13 protein-coding genes are annotated in these 16,123 nt (G+C 48.6%); 5 read left to right on the top strand and 8 right to left on the bottom strand.

The genetic code is table 11. From position 1 onward, the window contains the following. Positions 1-210 precede the first annotated feature (210 nt). A complete protein-coding gene (locus CIK95_RS11510) occupies positions 211-1,053 on the top strand; it encodes a site-specific DNA-methyltransferase (protein WP_173849877.1) in 843 nt (280 codons plus the stop codon). A gap of 191 nt (positions 1,054-1,244) precedes the next feature. On the opposite strand, the gene CIK95_RS11505 is transcribed toward CIK95_RS11510, so the two are convergent. The 3 genes from CIK95_RS11505 to CIK95_RS11495 are packed head-to-tail and all read right to left on the bottom strand — an operon-like array spanning position 1,245 to position 2,936. Continuing rightward, positions 1,245-1,514 carry a DUF4834 family protein gene (locus tag CIK95_RS11505; protein ID WP_094467050.1) on the bottom strand — a complete coding sequence of 90 codons (270 nt, stop codon included), beginning with the start codon at positions 1,512-1,514 and terminating at the stop codon, positions 1,245-1,247. Beyond that, positions 1,511-2,233: a phosphatidylcholine/phosphatidylserine synthase gene (locus CIK95_RS11500; RefSeq protein ID WP_094467049.1), complete on the bottom strand. Its 723-nt coding sequence runs from the start codon at positions 2,231-2,233 to the stop codon at positions 1,511-1,513. The genes CIK95_RS11505 and CIK95_RS11500 overlap by 4 nt, the downstream gene beginning before the upstream one ends. A 7-nt stretch (positions 2,234-2,240) precedes the next feature. Further along, the gene (locus CIK95_RS11495) at positions 2,241-2,936 is read right to left on the bottom strand and encodes a phosphatidylserine decarboxylase family protein (protein ID WP_094389151.1); all 696 of its coding nucleotides are present in this window, start codon (positions 2,934-2,936) and stop codon (positions 2,241-2,243) included. Positions 2,937-3,066: 130 nt separating this feature from the next. Here CIK95_RS11495 and dnaE point away from each other — a divergent pair, with 130 nt between their 5' ends. Then, positions 3,067-6,786: a DNA polymerase III subunit alpha gene (dnaE, locus tag CIK95_RS11490; RefSeq protein WP_094467048.1), complete on the top strand. Its 3,720-nt coding sequence runs from the start codon at positions 3,067-3,069 to the stop codon at positions 6,784-6,786. 107 nt (positions 6,787-6,893) lie between these two features. Here the strand turns inward: dnaE and pyrH are convergent, their stop codons facing one another. The 3 genes from pyrH to CIK95_RS11475 are packed head-to-tail and all read right to left on the bottom strand — an operon-like array spanning position 6,894 to position 8,726. Next, on the bottom strand, positions 6,894-7,604 hold the full coding sequence (gene pyrH, locus CIK95_RS11485) for a UMP kinase (RefSeq protein WP_022309541.1): 711 nt from the start codon (positions 7,602-7,604) through the stop codon (positions 6,894-6,896). 16 nt (positions 7,605-7,620) lie between these two features. Further along, positions 7,621-8,340, bottom strand: coding sequence for a biotin--[acetyl-CoA-carboxylase] ligase (locus CIK95_RS11480; RefSeq protein WP_254046465.1), 720 nt, complete (start codon positions 8,338-8,340; stop codon positions 7,621-7,623). A 5-nt stretch (positions 8,341-8,345) separates the two neighbouring features. After that, positions 8,346-8,726 (bottom strand): YraN family protein, encoded by a 381-nt coding sequence (locus CIK95_RS11475; protein ID WP_022309539.1) that lies wholly within the window; start codon positions 8,724-8,726, stop codon positions 8,346-8,348. Between the two features lie 366 nt (positions 8,727-9,092). Here CIK95_RS11475 and CIK95_RS11470 point away from each other — a divergent pair, with 366 nt between their 5' ends. Further along, the gene (locus tag CIK95_RS11470; RefSeq protein WP_094384753.1) at positions 9,093-9,860 is read left to right on the top strand and encodes an immunoglobulin-like domain-containing protein; all 768 of its coding nucleotides are present in this window, start codon (positions 9,093-9,095) and stop codon (positions 9,858-9,860) included. 63 nt (positions 9,861-9,923) lie between these two features. On the opposite strand, the gene CIK95_RS11465 is transcribed toward CIK95_RS11470, so the two are convergent. Further along, entirely contained in the window at positions 9,924-10,904 is a 981-nt protein-coding gene (locus CIK95_RS11465) for an IS982-like element IS1187 family transposase (RefSeq protein WP_094467046.1), read from the bottom strand. Between the two features lie 689 nt (positions 10,905-11,593). Here CIK95_RS11465 and CIK95_RS13370 point away from each other — a divergent pair. Both CIK95_RS13370 and CIK95_RS11445 read left to right on the top strand, forming a co-directional pair. After that, positions 11,594-13,579: a DNA methyltransferase gene (locus CIK95_RS13370; protein WP_216820588.1), complete on the top strand. Its 1,986-nt coding sequence runs from the start codon at positions 11,594-11,596 to the stop codon at positions 13,577-13,579. Positions 13,580-13,583: 4 nt separating this feature from the next. Next, the gene (locus CIK95_RS11445; protein ID WP_094384758.1) at positions 13,584-14,339 is read left to right on the top strand and encodes an HNH endonuclease; all 756 of its coding nucleotides are present in this window, start codon (positions 13,584-13,586) and stop codon (positions 14,337-14,339) included. Positions 14,340-14,823: 484 nt separating this feature from the next. On the opposite strand, the gene CIK95_RS11440 is transcribed toward CIK95_RS11445, so the two are convergent. Next, complete coding sequence (locus CIK95_RS11440; protein ID WP_094389147.1) at positions 14,824-15,996, bottom strand: esterase; 1,173 nt, start codon at positions 15,994-15,996, stop codon at positions 14,824-14,826. Positions 15,997-16,123: the final 127 nt, after the last annotated feature.

Here is a 16,123-nt window from a genome sequence, read left to right as displayed (position 1 = left end):
TTAAATCTTGTAAAACAAATCAGTTCAACTAACAGAACTTGTAAAGTAAAACAGAGAACTGAATAAAAGTAGTAAACCTAATTAGTTAATCGCATCCAATTCTGTCAACTAATTTTAGGAATAGTCAGATGCTATCAACGAGCTCCTTAAATGCCTGAAACTGGATAACAAAATCTCAACGATTAAGCAATTTATTGAGCAAATACAAAAATGATAACGGACTATATTGATAAGATAATCAATGGTAATTGCGTGGAAGTGATGAAGCAGTTACCTGACAACTCCATTGATTTGGTCGTAACTTCACCTCCATACGACAATCTGAGAACATATAAAGGCTATACCTTCCCTTTCGAGGATATCGTTGCCCAATTGTATAGGATTATCAAGGAAGGCGGTGTGGTTGTCTGGGTCGTTTCCGACGCTACTGTCAATGGTAGCGAGACCTGTACCAGTTTTAGACAGGCACTAACCTTCGTTGCAAAAGGTTTCAAGTTGCACGATACGATGATATTCCAGAAAACCAATCCCGTACCCCAAATATACAGGAAGAGATATACCAACGTGTTTGAGTATATGTTTGTTTTCTCAAAAGGCAATGTGGCTACCCACAATCCTATTAAGGTCCCCTGCCTCCATGCGGGATTAGAGCTAAAGGGCACAACCTATAAAAACTATTCCAAAGGTGAACAAAGTCGAACTAAATTGGCCAATCCTGTAAAGGCCGAAAAACTTAAGGGTAATATCTGGGAATATGTTGTTGGTAAAAAGGCTGTAGACCAAGAGGCCAAGAAGCACCCGGCTCCCTTCCCTTATGACCTCGCTTTAGACCATATAAGAAGTTGGTCCAATGAGGGTGATGTCGTTCTTGACCCTATGTGTGGTAGTGGTACAACCTGTGTGGCTGCCAAAGACTCTGGTAGGAAATACATAGGTATCGATATCAGTAAAGAGTACTGCCAGTTGGCAGAGAGCAGAATTAAGATGCACTCCAATACAGAGCCGTCACTATTTGTTAACATGGGTGGTTTCGCCGTTTGTCATAAGTGCTAATGGCATTGGGGGTAGTATTTGCAGACAGCTACATACAGCCAGCGGTCATATCTTTATTCTCCTTGTCGCCACCTCCGCCTCCGCCATCATCTACATAACGCCAAACGAGCACGGCCTTTTGGGTCGTGCTCGTTTGGCTTATTGGGTGGGGCGGTATGTGGGCTGCTGTCGGCTTGTCTTTGGCGGTGTGGCTATTGGGCCTTGTCGTCGTCTTCGTCCACAAAGTCTACATATTCGCCTTCGTCGCTGCCGAATATCTTCTGGTTTGACTGCTCCGGTGTGCGCTGGTCTATCACGCCGTCGCCTCTGCCGTTGTCGGTCTTGCGGTTGGTGCGCTGGGCGTTGCCGCCACGTAGCTGGTCTATGGCGCTTCTTACGCGTACCCACAGACCTACGCCCATCACGATGATGGCTATGATGCCTACGATGAAGATGAAGGCTATGAGCTTGAAGAGTATCATTGCTGCTTGAGTTTGTCAGTGAAATTCTTGAACACCGAGACCAGTATGTACCACACGATGATGAGCGATATGCCAGCTACTCCACACACGAGCAGGATGGGGATGCAACAGAGTATGAAGATGTACTTCAGCTGGTTTTCGGCCCATCCCCAGTGCTTGAACTTGAGTGCAAACATGGGTATCTCGGCTATGAGCAGATAGCAGCTCAGCAGTATCAGCATCAGCAGCAGGGGGAGTGCCCAGGGCGAGCTCTCCAGCTGGTCGCGCCATCCGAGGATGAACGAGCCCCAGAAGAGGGCGTTGGCTGGTGTGGGCAGTCCGATGAAGCCCATGGACTGGCGCTCGTCGAGATTGAACTTGGCCAGTCGCAGTGCTGAGAAGGCTGCCATGACAAAGGCAGCGAAGGGGATGTAATCGCTCACGGGCATGAGGAAGGCGGGGTAGTGTACCATGGTGAGCTCGAAGCCCACGATGGCTGCGGGTGCCAGTCCGAAGGTGATGTCGTCGGCCAGCGAGTCGAGCTCCTTGCCTATGGGCGACGATACGTGGAGCAGTCGGGCGCTCATGCCGTCGAAGAAGTCGAAGGCTGCGCCTATGACAATCCACAGGAGTGCGATGTCTACATTGCCTGTGAAGGCATGGAATGTAGCAATACATCCTGCAATGAGATTGCAGGATGTCAGTGTGTTGGGGATAATTTTCTTGATGGTCTGTAACATGGTTGTATCAGTCCTTTAGTTTGGCTATCACTGTCTGGTCGCCCGTGGTGGTCTGTCCCATCTTGACACACACCTCGGTGCCTATGGGCAGATATACGTCTACGCGCGAACCGAACTTGATGAAGCCCAGGTGTTCGTCGATGAAACATTCCTCTCCGGGCTTGGCGTAGGTCACGATGCGGCGTGCCACGGCGCCGGCTATCTGTCGGCAGAGGATGTCGGTACCCTCGGGCGTGGTAATCATGATGTCGGCGTGCTCGTTCTCCTCGCTTGCCTTGGGCAGCCATGCCTTGTGGAAGTTGCCGTTGCGGTGGTTTACAAACTTCACCTTGCCGTCTACGGGGAACCAGTTGGCATGCACGTTGAAGAGGCTCATGAAGATTGACACCATGAGGCGGCGCTCATGGAAGTACTCGTTCTCCTCTACCTCTTCGATTACTACTATCTTGCCGTCGGCGGGCGCTACGACCAGCCGCTCGGTGTCCTCGCTGCCGAAGTAGCGTATAGGACATCTGAAGAAATTGAGGATGATGGCATATATGGAGCCGAAAATGACAAGGAACGACCAGAAGGGAATCTTGGTCTCAAACGTACGGTGCAATATCAGCGCGACGGCGGCAATGAAAATGAAACCATAGATGATGGTGTCTGTGCCCTCGCGGTGGATACGTATCTTTTTTAGTTTTTTAATTCTATTGCCCATAAGGTTACTCTATATTCTATGCAAAGATACATTAATTAATGTGATGTCGCAAATATTGGCCGCGTTTTTTTTGTGGATGTCGGCAAATGTATGTAACTTTGAAACCCCAAACACAATTTTCGCCACCATTATGGAAGATTTTATACACCTGCACGTACACACCCACTACTCTATACTCGACGGTCAGTCCAAGATACCCCACCTGGTCGACAAGGCCATTGCCGACGGCATGCGCGGTATGGCGGTCACCGACCACGGCGTGATGTATGGCATCAAGGAACTGGCCGACTACTGCGCCGGTGTCAACAAGAAGCGCAAGGAGGAGGGGCTCGAGCCTTTCAAGCCCATCCTGGGTTGTGAGATGTATGTGGCGCGCCGCCGCAAGGAAGACAAGGTCAAGGAGATGGGCGACAACAGCGGTTACCACCTCATCGTGCTGGCCAAGAACTATAATGGTTACAAGAATCTCATCAAGCTCGTCTCCAATGCGTGGACAGATGGCTACTACTATCGTCCGCGTACCGACCGCGCCGACCTCGAGCGCTACCACGAAGACCTCATCGTCTGCTCGGCATGTATCGCCGGCGAGGTACCCTCCAAGATTCTGCATGGCGACATCGAGGGAGCCCGCGAGGCGTGTGAGTGGTATCATCGCGTGTTTGGCGACGACTATTACCTCGAGCTCCAGCGCCACGAGGTGACCGACCCCACCATCCTGGCCAACCGCGAAGCCTTCCCCCTGCAGCAGAAGGCCAACAAGGTGCTCATCGAGATGGCCCGTGAGTATGGCATCAAGCTCGTCTGCACCAACGACTGCCACTTTGAGGACAAGGAGACCGCCGAAGCCCACGACCATCTGCTCTGTATCTCTACGGGCAAGGACCTGGACGACCCCAACCGCATGCGCTACTCCAAGCAGGAGTGGTTTAAGACCCGCCAGGAGATGAACGACATCTTCAGCGATGTGCCCGAGGCGCTTGCCAACACCACCGAGATACTCGACAAGGTCGAGATATACAGCATCGACCACGGCCCCATCATGCCCTTCTTCCCCATCCCCGAAGACTTTGGTACCGAGGAAGAGTGGCGCCGCCGCTTCACCGAGGAGCAGCTCTTCCACGAGTTTACCTCCGACGAGAACGGTGAAAACCCGCTGCCTCCCGACGAGGCCCAGAAGGTGATAGACCGCCTGGGCGGCTACGACAAGATATACCGCATCAAGTTTGAGGCCGACTATCTGGCCCACCTCGCCTACGAGGGTGCCAAGGAGCTCTACGGCGACCCGCTGCCCGACAATGTGAAGGAGCATATCAACTTCGAGCTCCATGTCATGAAGACCATGGGTTTCCCCGGTTACTTCCTTATCGTGTCAGACTTCATCAATGCCGCCCGTCGCGACCTCGGCGTGTGGGTAGGTCCGGGCCGTGGCTCGGCTGCGGGTTCGGTTGTGGCCTACTGTCTGGGCATTACGCGCATAGATCCGCTCAAGTACGACCTGCTGTTCGAGCGTTTCCTCAACCCCGACCGTGTGAACCTCCCCGATATCGATACCGACTTCGACGACGACGGCCGAGGCAAGGTGCTGCGCTGGGTGATGGACAAGTACGGCCATGAGAACTGTGCCCACATCATTACCTATCAGGCTATGGCCACCAAGAACTCCATCAAGGATGTGGCGCGCGTGGAGCGTCTGCCCCTCGACAAGGCCAACGCCCTCTGCAAGGCCATCCCTGATCGTCTGCCCGACGGCATGAAGATGAATCTCACCAATGCCATCAAGGCCACGCCCGAACTGCGTGATGCCGAGGCGTCGTCCAATCCCCAGGAGCGCAACACCATCAAGTATGCCAAGATGCTCGAGGGCACCGTGCGCGGTGTGGGTCTCCATGCCTGCGGCTTCATCATCTGCCGCGACCCCATCAGCAACTGGGTACCCGTGTCTACTGCCGACGACCCCGACTTCCCTGAGTTCAAGACGGCTGTCACCCAGTACGACGGCCACGTCATCGAGTCTACCGGCCTTATCAAGATGGACTTCCTGGGATTGAAGACTCTCTCCGAGTTGAAAGAGGCGGTAAAGAACGTGAAGCTGACCAAGGGCATCGATGTCGACATCGACACCATACCCATCGACGACGAGCTCACCTACAAGCTCTATCAGGAGGGCCGCACCATCGGAACCTTCCAGTTTGAGTCGCCCGGCATGCAGAAGTATCTGCGTGAGCTCCATCCCACCGTGTTCGAGGACCTCATCGCCATGAACGCCCTCTATCGTCCGGGTCCTATGGACTACATTCCCGACTTCATCAAGCGCAAGCACGACCCCTCGCTGGTGACCTACGACATACCCTGCATGGAGAAATATCTCAAGGACACCTATGGCATCACCGTCTACCAGGAGCAGGTGATGCTCCTGTCGCGCCAGCTGGCCAGCTTCACCCGAGGTGAGAGCGATGCCCTGCGTAAGGCTATGGGTAAGAAGAAAAAAGCCATCGTAGACGCCATGAGACCCAAGTTTATCAAGCAGGGGCAGGCCAACGGCCACGACCCCCAGGTGCTTGAGAAAATCTGGGGCGACTGGGAGAAGTTTGCCTCCTATGCCTTCAACAAGTCTCATGCCACCTGCTACTCCTGGGTGGCCTACCAGACCGCCTATATGAAGGCTCACTATCCGGCCGAGTTTATGGCTGCCATCATGACCCGCCGCAAGAGCGACATCAAGGAGATTACCAAGCTCATGGACGAATGTCGCACCTACGGTGTGCCCACCCTGGGCCCCGATGTCAATGAGAGTTACGAGAACTTCGGTGTAAACCACCATGGCGAGATACGCTTCGGACTGGCTGCCATCAAGGGTATGGGCGAGGCTGCCGCCACCGCCATCATCAACGAGCGCGAGGCCAACGGCCCCTTTGCCGATATCTATGACTTTGCCGAGCGCGTGGACTTCCGCAATGTCAACCGCAAAGCCTTTGAAAGCCTTGCCTACAGCGGAGGCTTCGACAGCTTCGGGCTCTATCGTGAGCAGTATTTTGCACCTTGTGGCAAGGAGGGCTCGTTCCTCGATGCCATCGTGCGTTATGGACAGCGCTTCCAGGCGTCCAAGGCCGAGGCTGCCACTTCGCTCTTCGGCGCCGACGATGTAGAGATAGCCCATCCACAACCATCCAAGCCAGAGCAGTGGAACACACTCGAACGACTCAACAAGGAGCGCGAACTGGTGGGCATCTATCTCTCAGCCCATCCGCTCGACGACTACGAGGTGGCGCTCAAGCACCTCTGCAATACCCAGTGTATCGACATCCGCGGTCGCGACACCGATATGGAGCCGCTGAGCAAACTGCAGGAGATAACCTTCGGTGGAATCATCACCGAGTCGACCGAGCGCTTCTCCAACTACAGCGGCAAGCCCTTCGGTATCATCCAGATAGAAGACTACAGCGGCACTGGCGAGTTGAGTATCTTTGATGCCGAATGGCCCAAGTGGAACGGCATGCTCAAGAAGGAGTATCTCGTGCGCATCACCGCCAAGTGCGTGGAGCGCTACCGTGGTTCGGGCAAGTTCCAGCTCAATATCGTCAACGTAGAGTTCCTCGTCGATGTCAAGAACCGCGGCATTACCAGCATGACGATAGGCATAGACTGCGACAAGTTTGACGAGGAGCTCGAGGACAACCTCGCCACCAAGCTCAACGACAACCTCGGCCAGACCCCCTTGCTCATACGCTTCTACAACTGTATGGACCAAAGGGGAGAGATAGTGATGCGCTCGGCCAAGAGCGTCAATGTGACCAGGAAGTTGCTCGACTTCCTCGACGAATATCACTTCAGCTATCAGTTCAATACCTGACGACTCCCTCCGCTGCGTGACGGCGGTTGCAGATACGAGAAATGGTTCGACAGCAGCTCAATGCAAGCTCTGTCGAACCATTTCTCGTATCTGTAGTAAGGGTGTTATCAGTTGTGGACCAGCGTGCCTATCTCTTCGCCGTCCATCACGCGCTTGAGGTTGCCCACCACATCCATGTTGAATACATAGATAGGCAGATTGTTCTCCTTGCACATCGTGGTGGCGGTGAGGTCCATCACGCGCAGGTTGCGGGTATAAATCTCGTCGAAGGTGATGTCGTGAAACTTGGTGGCAGTGGGGTCCTTCTCGGGGTCGGCGGTGTAGATGCCGTCTACGCGGGTGCCCTTGAGCATCACATCGGCCTCAATCTCTATGCCTCGCAGCGACGAGCCGGTGTCGGTGGTGAAGTAGGGGCTGCCCGTGCCGCCCGAGAAGATGCACACGCGGCCGTCTTCCATAGCCTCGATGGCCTTCCACTTGCTGTAGAACTCGCCGATGGGCTCCATGCGTATGGCGGTGAGCACCTTGGTCTTTACGCCCTCGGCCTCGAGAGCCGAACTCAGCGCCAGCGAGTTGATTACCGTGGCACACATGCCCATCTGGTCGCCCTTGACGCGGTCGAAGCCCTTCTGGCTGCCGCTCAGTCCGCGGAAGATGTTGCCACCGCCGATGACGATACCTATCTGCACACCCATCTCGTGTATCTCCTTGATTTGGCGGGCATAGTCACCCAGTCGCTCAGGGTCGATACCATAATTCTGATTGCCCATCAAGCTCTCGCCCGAGAGTTTGAGGAGGATTCTCTTAAATCTTGCCATAGTCTTATTTGTATTTTCAGATGATAAATTCCACTTCCTTGAACGCATAGCTGCGCTGTCGGCCCTCGCTGTCGCGCAGACTGAGCCTGCCGTCGTAGGCCACGCCCACCAGCTCGGCGTCAAATTCGCCGTCGCCGTCGCGATAGCGGTAGAAACCCTTGCGGCGGTAGAGCGCCTCGTGATACTCGCGGCTTATGCCAGCATAGTCGCCCTCCTGCACCCGTCGGTAGTAGTCGTCGAAGGCTTGGAGGATGCGCTCGAGCAGATGGTCTATGCTCTCGTCGCTGCCCGTAATCTGGCTGAGCGACACGGGGTTGGGCGCGTCGCTGGTGAAGCGTCGCTGGTTTACGTTGATGCCCGTGCCCAGTATCATGCGCTTCAGTCGGCCGCCGCTTACCGCCGTCTCGATGAGCGTTCCGCTGAGCTTGCGGTCGCGGTGGTAGATGTCGTTGGGCCACTTCAGCTCCATGCCGTCGGCATAGGCATCGAGCGCCCGCTTCAGGGCCAGCGCTTCGGCCATAGCCAGCACAAACTGGTGGCCTATCGCCACCTCCACGGGGCGTATCTGTATCGAGAAGAGCAGGTTCTGTCCCTCAGCGTCCTCCCATCGGTTGCCTCCCTGTCCGCGTCCGGCGGTCTGGTGGCGTGCTGTGACCACCACCACATCCTCGTCGCCCCGATAGGCGTGCAGATAGGTATTGGTCGAATCGACGGTGTCCAGTCTTATCACTCTCATATCACTCATCTACTCAGCAGCAATGGGTTGAAGGCATCCTCGGTGTGTATCACGTCGCAGTGGCGCGAGTCCATGCCCACCACGGTGATGATGTCAAACCTCACATCGGCGTCAATGCCCATCTGCTTGACATAGGCATTGGCGGCAATGGCGAGATTGCGCATCTTGGTCTCGTCGACGGCCAGGATAGGGTCTATCGTCAAGCCCTCCGAGCGCGTCTTCACCTCGACGATGACCAGCAGGTCCTGCGCCTCGGTAATGGCCACGATGTCCAAATCGCGCTTGCCCAGTCGCCAGTCGCGGTCCTTGATGATATATCCATGGTTCTCCAGGTAGCATGCCGCCACCTCTTCTCCCCATTTGCCTAAGTCGTTGTGTTCTGCCATAACTGTCTGCAAATGTAACACTTTTCCGCCACTCAGCCAACTAAAGGCAAGAGAAATAGGCTGCGCCCCACCAATATTGCCGCCACCGCCGCTCCCGGTTTCCATCTCCGCCGCTTAAGGTGCAGCGGAGTTTCAATGACAGTGTAATGGCTAAATTCGAGTAGGGTGGTTATGCAAACTTCTCCTGGAAATGCGCTATATTCAGCTAAATGTGTGTTTTTTTGATAGATTTAGCTGAATATACGCCATGTTTTAGTATTTTTGCAACTGAAACATTGATACTTGAATATGTTTCCTGATACGAAAAGAAATATACTATAAGAGTTCATATCTCTCTACATGTTAAATTATTAATTGCTGATAACTATGAGATTGAAGCCAAAACTCCTCAATGCAATAATATTAGGATTGACAATGTTCCTTTCAATGCAAACAGCTTTTGCTGCTTGCAAACAGTCATTTGCCGCTCAACAAAAGAAGGTAGCGACCATTAGCAAAAAGAGAGTTGTCAAGAGCAAGAAGAGAACCTATCGCAAGGCTTCGGCGCGTAAATATTCGCATAGGGAACTGAACGCCATTATGCGGATACTTGAGCGGAAGTTCCTGTCGGAAGACAAGACCCCGGCCTTGCGAAATGTTGTTGGATTTGGAATGGGATCCAACTCCATTGATGTTGCGCTCCGTTGGAACACGAAGGAGAAGCAGCAGGAGTTTCGTAGGCTGATTTACAACTCGCCCGCCATCAGGTTTGAGGGCAAGTTGGACCCTATCATCGACAACAGGGAAGGCGTGAGCACCTACCAAGGCATCTTCCTCAAGGCGGAGAAGCCTTCCTATCCATTGGGCACCACGGAGATCAGATTCACGATTACCAACCATAGTGGCGAAGAATTTGTGTATGGCGATGCCTATAGCATCACGGCCCAAGGAGCGGATGGCAATTGGTTTGTTGTGCCCACCGATTGCTCGTTCACGGCCATCGGTCATGTTTTAAGCGATGGTCAAAGCGGCACCATCACGGCCCATCTTTTTCCCGATATTCTTCCAAACAATCCTGGCGTCTATCGCTTCTTCTATGAAGAAAACATAGATGGCAATAAGGTGCTGCTTATGGCAACCTTTGAGTTGAAGTAAATAAAAAAGAATTGTTGCTTATGAAAATACTCTTCAGTTTATTGGCATTACCTGTTGGCGGAATTAATTTAGTGCATACTTAATTCTGCCAATTGGCTTGTTGTTAATGAAGTTTACGTATTGCAGATTGGTAAGTGCACTAATTTTGCCAATGATTCTGGCAAACAATCCATTCGTTATTTTCGCGTAGTTCCTGATGACCAGGAACTGGTCTGTAAGTTGTGAGAATGTTGTCTCAATCCTCTTTCTTGCCTTTGCAAACGGAATGAATGTCGGTTTCCAATCCTTTTGGTTGAGCCGATATGGACACTCCAGTCTTATGTGTGCGGTTTCAAACAAGTCAAGCTGTACGTCAGCTCCAATATACCCTTTGTCACCATAGATGCTACAGTCGTGATAAGTATGTTTTACATCCTTCATATAATGGAGGTCAGCCACACTTGCCTTTGACAGATCATAGGAATGGATAACTCCACTTAACCCACAGAGAGCGTGTAACTTATAACCAAAATAATACGTGTTCTGCGAAGCACAGAAGCCGAAGTCGGGAGCTTGCGAGAAATTGCCGGCACGCCCCATCTTGCAACGTTTTCCTCTTGCAACCCTACAAACCTCTATCGGCTTGGAGTCAACAAAGAATTGTTCCTCTCCGCCATCCATTTCCATGGCAATCCTCTTGCGCAGTTCCTCACACAGGCCTGACGTTTTCTTCCTGCGGTCATTGAACTGTCTCCTTGATATGAGATTGGGAATACTGTCCTTGTGTTCTTGCAATTTATAGTCGAACAACCACTTCTCGCTATCAATGCTCTCGGTCTCTGCCGTCAGGGATAGCGCCACCACTTCCAAATCTGAAAACTTGGGAACAGGACCACGACGTGGAACATTACCAGATTCATTGACGAGATTTTCAGAGAATTGCTTGCATATCTCAAGTATTTTGACGAATTTTGTATAAAGGTTGTACATACGATGATTTGAACTTAATGTTTTGATCACCACTAAGTTACTAAAAATCAGCGACATGTACAACTTTTTACTCATATTTGTCAACTTAAATTAATTCCGCCAACTGGTAGAGATGGAAAATTCGTGCCTAATATGGTTACAGCTTATTGAGTTTACTCATGCTGTGGGCCTTTATTTTGTGTGCCAGGCTTATGAGGATCTAAAAAGGATTTCATTCTCGTAAAACTTAAAAATATGATTAATAATTGGTAATGCGCTTTATTCAGCTAAATATGTGTTTTTTTGATAGATTTAGCAGAATATACACCATTTGGGGTTATTTTTGCGGCATACCCCAAGTCAATCAGCACGCCGCCAAGAGTATAAGTGCCAACAATTATCTTAATCTTCTTCTTGATAATCTGCTGATGGCATGCAATGTGCCAATATACCACAATAACGTGGAATGTTGCTGTTGTGAGAAGCAAATTGGGGGACAAGATAATCGTTAAATCTTCAAAGGTTAGTGTGAGGCTGCATATATAACATGGTAATTAAAGGACAATTTTCGATTCAGGGAAATGTATGGAATAGATTAATGGGATGTAAAAGAGAAAATATTGCAAGTCTAAAGGCAAATATCGCTAATTAATGGAGAGTGGTATCAGGTTTAATTACTAAATATTAATAGAAAACGGACAATTATTCGCTATTCTCGTTGCTTTTACATAACTTTGTGTTCAAGTTTAATCAAATAGATAATTACTTAACGAAGAATAAGGACAATGAAAGACCCCGATTGGCAGAAGTGCGTTTTATGTGCAGACAGTAAGAATGTAATAAAACGTATTCCTGATAATTCTATCGACTTCATTTTGACCGACCCTCCATATAATCTCGGTCAACATTCAACTGGCAATATACCATTGCCAGGCCGTTCGGCTATGAATAATGATGTTGCTGATTGGGATATGGTAGATTTCAATCCAGAAGAATGGGCTGATGAATTCATTCGTATATTAAAGCCTACAGGAAATTTGTTCATATTCACTTCATATAATCAACTTGGACGTTGGTACAATTGTCTTGATCAAAAGTTTGATACAACAAATTTCATGATTTGGCATAAAACCAACCCTGCTCCCAAAATTTTTAAGGTTGGCTTTCTGAATAGTTGTGAAATGATATTTGTATGCTGGAATAAAAAACACACATGGAATTTCCTATCGCAGAGAGAGATGCATAACTTCATAGAAAGTCCGATATGTATGCGTCCAGAACGCCTAAGCAACCCAAAACATCCAGCGCAAAAGCCTCTTGCCATATTAAAAAAAATGATAGAGGTGGCAACAAACGAGAATGATATAGTATTTGACCCGTTTATGGGAGTGGGATCAACAGGAGTAGCCGCAATAGAACTGAAAAGGCGTTTTATTGGAGTTGAATTAAATAATGAATATTTTGAAGCAGCAAAGAAACGAATAAATATGGCATTCAATAAGGGCAGTAAATTAAACACCACGGATTACTCTTTAGAAGAGGATTCATACATGGTACACGAACCATCAGTCGGGGTACATACTTCGCTTTTTATGCTTGATAGTTTTTTCAAAGCCAAAGCATCTACAACGCAATCTGTGTTTATAGATAGGAAAACGAGCTTATCTCCTATAATTAAGTGGCCTGGCGGTAAGGAGAAAGAATTGAAGTATATTATTCCTAATCTGCCACAGTTTGAAAGATATTTTGAACCTTTTGTAGGAGGAGGATCCGTGTTCATGGGAATCAATGCAAAAGAGTATTTCATTAATGATTTCTCTGAAGAATTGGTTCAACTTTACCGATACATATCTGAAAATGACAAGGATTTTTACAGATATGTAGAAGCTATGGATGCGTCATGGAACAATGCAGAGAATTTTTTCCATAACAACAAAAAGCTAGTTGATGTTTACTTAAACTTCAAGAGTGGGCAATTAGACAAGGAAGGCCTTAAAAAATACATTGTAAATTTTATTACAAGAAAGAAGGATGAAATTGAAAGTATTTTAGATAATGCTTTTCGTGGAGTACAATGTATTATGTGCAAGGAACTTGAAACAAACCTATTTCGCAAGATGGTGCGCATGTGCGAACTTGAATTGCAAAAGCAGGATTTGCCTCTTAAAGACTTAAACGACAACATCGAAACGGCTATCAAGAGTGCGCTATATATGAATTATCGCAACTTGTACAACGACAAAAGTATTGGCGGAGATAATCCGCATATGTATAGTGCATTGTTCTTTTTCATGCGCAACTATGCATATAGTGGCATGTTTAGATATAGTAGGAATGGCAAATTCAATGTTCCGTATGGAGGTATAGCCTATAATAGCAAAATGATGAAAAAGAAACTCAATTATTATCGATCAAGACTTTTGCAGGATCATTTTGAGAATGCTCATATCTACAATTTAGATTTTGAAGCATTCCTAAGAGAAGTTCAGCCAAACGAAAATGATTTTGTTTTTCTTGATCCTCCTTACGATAGTGAATTCAGTACCTATGCTCAAAATACATTCACAAAGGCAGACCAAGAAAGACTCGCAAATTTCATGATAAATGAGTGCAAAGCCAAGTGGATGATGATTATTAAGAATACCGATTTTATATATGAATTGTACAGTAAAAAAGGTATAAATATTCGAACATTCGATAAGGAATATCTTGTTAGCTTCATGAATAGAAACGACAAGAAAGTTACGCATCTTCTCATAACAAATTATTGATAGTATGAAACGTATAACGGAAAGTCAGTTGGTTTTGCCAGCTTTATACTTGATGTCAAAATCAGTAAATGGTTTTGTCTCCACAAGTGATTTAATCTCTGGGTTGACCGAAGTGTTGCACCCAACCGGTGTTGATGCAGAAATATTATCAGGCAGATCAGATACTTACTTCTCTCAGAAAGTTAGAAACTTGAAAAGCCATGATACATTTCAACGTGATAATTATGCAACTAATGTACCTGGTGGTTTTTGTATCACTTCTGTTGGAAAGGAGTATCTCGGCGCTCATAGTGAGGCATTATCTTACTTGTTCGAAGAAGATTTCAACTACGAAGATGTAAAAACTGCAATTGAAAGCATTGCCTCAAGTGGCAATAGGCGCGTGCTGCCTATAGAGGAAATTGTATCAGAAGGAAGAGTTGTTACAAGAAATGTTCAGACGCGAGAAAGGTCTTCACATTTAAGAAAGATAGCGATTGAACATTTTACCCGTAACAATATCATCTCTTGTGATTGTTGTGGTTTTAATTTCCCCAAATATTATGGTGATGTTTATGGCAAGGATTGTATAGAAATCCACCATAAGAGACCTATTTTCCAGTATCAAGGAGATACATTTGAACAGTTGGTGGATAGTGCATTAGAAAACTTATTGCCTGTATGTCCGAACTGTCATAGAGTGATACACAAAAACCACATTGGAAGTGATGGCATTGCTGCTTTCATTCATGATGTTCAACAAAGAAGAATAATTCTCTAAGTTGTTATATAGTATGTGTAATCGTTTGAGTTTAGACATAATCCAAAACTCAAACGATTGGCTAAATCTGAATCATCGGTAGTAACTAATCAAACTATTAACCGCAATTTCGGAAGTCATTTATAAGCCTTTTTAGAAAGGAACTTGGCAATCGGACGAGATGGCAATCATCATGCTCCTTGTCGCGTTTCAGGATCTTCCTTCTTGCTTAAGCATATTGATAATTATTGCTGCCCTCTAAACTAAAAATAGCACAATTACTCCGCCCGAAGTCCTCCAATCTGGGACTCCGGGCTTGTTTTTTCAAAAAGTAAGCTCCTCTCTAATCAGACAGACTTTGGATCCGGGTGGCATAGCCTCCTGAACCATTTTTGCCCAGTCTTTTTCTGGTCCATCAAGTTTAGCGGACAGCAATAATAAAAAAACAAAGATACAGCCATTGCTGGCTGTATCTTTATGGTTCTCTGGGGGATGTCGTTATGCTTTACTTGAACAGCTGGGGGATGAACAGGAGCGAGTACTGGCGCCAGTTGCACCAGAGGTGGCCGCGCGGACTCTCGTGGAATGTGTACTTCAGTCCGTCTTTGTCCATGCGCTCCATGAGCCGCTTGTTCGCTGGCAACAGCCAGTCTTCGTTGCCGCATGCAATCCAGTAGAGTTTGGGGTTGCCTTGTGCCAGCTTGGTGAGCTTGGCATCGAGGTTGGCATAGGCTGGAACCTCTTCCATATTAAGATGAGAGAAGTCGACGCCGGCGGAGTAGAGGCCGATGTAATTGAACATGTCGGGATAGTTGGCTGTAATCATAAGCGTGTGCATTCCACCCATTGACAGTCCGGCAATGGCGCGATGTGCCTTGTCGGGGATGGTGTTGAATGTGGCATCGACATAGTTTACGATTTCAGGGAACGCCAGTTCGAAGAGTCCGTCCTTGTAGTGTGGCAAGAGGTGGGTCGATACGGGTCTGAACGCGAGATTCTCTGCCGTCTCGCCGGCAGCGGCCTGCTTGCCGAAGTTGCCGTTGGGCATGACGACAATCATCGGCACACACTTTCCTTCGGCAATGAGGTTGTCCATGATGCGCGCCATGTGGCCCAAGTCGAGCCATGCAGTCTCGTCGCCACCACTGCCATGGAGAAGATAGAATACAGGATATTTCTTGTCGGTCTTGCCATATCCGGCAGGCAGATACACATTCATACGGCGGTCGGCGTTGGCCGTGTTGGAGTGATACCATACCGTGCGCACCTGGCCATGGTCCACATCCTTTACCAGATATTCGTCGGCAGCGCCGCCACCCACATAGAAGATGCTGAATATGTTGCCCACATCGCGGCGCGTAAACGGATTTACAGGGTCGATGCCCAACACACCGTCGATGTCAAAGCGATAGGTGAACATTTCGGATGCGAGCTGTGGAGTGGTATACTCCCATACTCCATCCTTGCCTTTCTTCATTGTAGCCTGGCCGTTGTTCTGCTCCCAGTCAGCCAATATCTTCACACTCTTGGCCTTGGGCGCTTTCACGCGGAAGGTTACGGTGTGGTCGTCGTTTACCTGTGGCGAAACGATGTCGCCCTCACGAAATGAGATGTTCTGCTGTGCGCTCATGCCCATTGCTACGAGCATGGCTGCCATTGCTACGATAGTCTTCTTCATAGATTCTATTTTTAGTTGTTGATTTCTAATAGTATCTACAAAAGTAATAATAATTTGTCATAACCGGACCCATCTTCCGTAGCTTTTTTCATTTATGTTATTCGGTTTCGACTCCGACTCTTTTCTT

Origin of the sequence: Prevotella sp. P5-108 (genome assembly GCF_002251385.1) — a bacterium.
Classification (GTDB): domain Bacteria; phylum Bacteroidota; class Bacteroidia; order Bacteroidales; family Bacteroidaceae; genus Prevotella.
The sequence above is the reverse complement of the archived record's forward strand: the minus strand, read 5'-3'. Positions and strand labels throughout refer to the sequence as shown.